The sequence below is a fragment of the Treponema sp. UBA7570 genome (assembly GCA_002477955.1).
Classification (GTDB): Bacteria; Spirochaetota; Spirochaetia; order Treponematales; family Treponemataceae; genus Treponema_D.
This window is the reverse complement of the sequence record DLLE01000031.1, coordinates 1-2,457: the sequence shown is the minus strand read 5'-3', so window position 1 is coordinate 2,457 and position 2,457 is coordinate 1. Positions and strand designations below refer to the sequence as shown.

Genomic DNA, 2,457 nt, shown 5'->3' with positions numbered 1-2,457 from the left:
AAAAAACCGATTCCGTTTCTGGACAGTTTTTTAGGCGCTTTTTTTGTGGTGTTTTTCCTAACCGCTTTTTTATTTTTCCGAAAGCATTTTAATCTCGGCTTCCGTAAGCTCGCGGTAAGAGCCAAGCTCAATCGCCGGATCAAGGAAAAGCCCGCCCATTTTTATTCGTTTTAGGTAGACAACCTCATTTCCAAGCTGGGCGAACATTCTTTTTACCTGATGAAACTTTCCTTCAAAAATCGTAAGCAGGCACTCAGTTTTTCCGCTGGAATTTTTTTCAGCAGCAAGAGAAAGCCTTTCAGATTCTACGTTCTCTCCAAATTTTCCGTCTTCATCCCGCCATTTTAATTCGGAAGGAGCGCATTCAAAGCCGTCTTCGTTTTGTTCCCGGTCAATCCAAAAGCCTTTTTTAAAAATTTCGCAGTATTTTTGCTTTTCTTCCAAAGTCAAAGAATCGCGCAAACCGACCGCATAGGTTTTTGGAACGTGAGTTTTCGGCGAAAGCAGCGAATGTGTAAGTTTTCCGTCTGTCGTCAAAATCAAAAGACCTTCAGTGTCAATGTCGAGCCGTCCCATGCAGTGCAAGTCGCCGCCCAAAAATTTGTGACGCAAATTTTCATCCAAAAGGTCAAAAACGGTCGAATGTTCGCCGTCCCTGTTTGCGCAGACAACATTTTTGCATTTGTTGAGCATAATATAAAGGTCGCGCTGTAAAACTATTTTTTCGCCGCCAATTTCGAGGCTATCCGAGTCAATTTCAACTTTTGTGGCAGGATCTGTCACGATTTTCCCGTTCAAGCTCACCAAACTTTTATGGCAAAGCCTTTTTACGTCCTTTCGAGTTCCAAAACCGTGGTGCGCCAATATTTTATCGAGTCTTTCCGCAGGCATTTTTTTTAGTTAATTTTTAGATTTTAAGAGGGAGGACAGCCTCCCTGCGCTCCAAATGCAGGCGTTTTCCGCTACCCTCCGTGCGGGGAACTACCCCGCAACGCCCCTTCTATCTTTTTTCGATTGGAATATAATTTCTTTCAGCAAGAATATTTTTGTAAGCAGGACGGTAAATTCGTCCTCCGGCGACAATTTCCTCGATTCTGTGGGCAGACCAGCCGGCGATTCGGCTTACTGCAAACAGAGGAGTAAAAAGCTCGCGAGGAATATTCAGCATTGTATAAATAAAACCAGAATAGAAGTCTACGTTTACACAGATTTTCTTTTCATCGCCGTGTTTTTCGTAAATAACTTCCGGTCCAAGCCTTTCAATCAGCTTGTAAAGGTTGTATTCGTCTTCAAGGCCTTTTTCTTTTGCAAGTTTTGCCGCATGATCACGCAAAATTGTCGCACGAGGATCGTTAATCGTGTAAATTGCGTGTCCAAGACCATAAATCAAACCTGTATGGTCAAACGCCTCTTTGTTTGCAATTTTTCTTAAATATTCCTTTACTTCTTTTTCGCTCGACCAGTCGCGGACATGAGACTTTATGTCGTCCATCATTTCGATTACACGGATATTTGCTCCTCCGTGTCTGTAACCTTTTAGAGAGCCAACAGCCGCGCCGATTGCAGAATAAGTGTCCGTGTCCGCAGAAGAAACAACATGCACCGTCAAAGAAGAGTTGTTGCCGCCACCATGCTCAGCATGCAAGATAAGCGCAAGATCCAGAAGTTTAGCCTCGTCATCGGTAAAAGCCTTGTTGTTGCGGATCAATCGCAAAAAGTTTTCCGCAGTAGAAAGCTCTGGCAGCGGGTTGTGGATATACATCGACTTTCCGTCGTAATAACGGCGTTTTGCCTGATAACCGTAAGCTGTCAAAGTTCCAAAACGGCTTATAAGCTCAATACATTGACGCAAAATATTTGAAAGAGAGCGTTCTTCCGGATTTTTGTCGTAAGAATAAGAAGCCAAAACACCGCGCGCAAGTTTATTCATAATATCAGCAGACGGAGCTTTCATAATCATGTCTTCAGTAAAATTTGGAGGCAAAGCGCGCAATTCACCGAGATATTTTTTAAAAAGCTCAAGCTCGCTCTGGGTCGGCAGTTCGCCAAAAAGCAAAAGATAAACCGCCTGCTCATAGCCAAACTGATTATGAGCTTCTGCATCGCTTATCAAATCAGCAACATTATAACCGCGATACAAGAGTTTGCCGGGGATTGCAATTTTTTTACCGTCCTTCACTTCGTATCCTACAACATCGCCAATGCTTGTAAGACCGACGAGCACACCTGTTCCGTTGGCATTGCGCAGACCTCGTTTTACATCATATTTTTCGTAAAGACTAGTGTCGATTGGGTCGTTGCGTTCAGCAAGTACGGACAAGCGTCCGATAAAAAGGCTTTCTGTATCCATTCCGGCATCTCCTGTTATTTTGCATAAATATGCAATATTCTTAACTTTTATTGATAATTATACAGATTTCAAAAAATCTATGCAACTTCTACTGCAATATTGCTCCC

2 protein-coding genes are annotated in these 2,457 nt (G+C 42.9%); both read right to left on the bottom strand.

Annotated elements, in window-relative coordinates; translation table 11 throughout:
• Positions 1–69: 69 nt before the first annotated feature.
• On the bottom strand, positions 70–891 hold the full coding sequence (locus tag B4N75_RS03700) for a pseudouridine synthase (protein ID WP_296706603.1): 822 nt from the start codon (positions 889–891) through the stop codon (positions 70–72).
• Positions 892–1,000: 109 nt separating this feature from the next.
• A complete protein-coding gene (locus B4N75_RS03695; RefSeq protein ID WP_296668151.1) occupies positions 1,001–2,350 on the bottom strand; it encodes a citrate/2-methylcitrate synthase in 1,350 nt (449 codons plus the stop codon).
• Positions 2,351–2,457 lie beyond the last annotated feature (107 nt).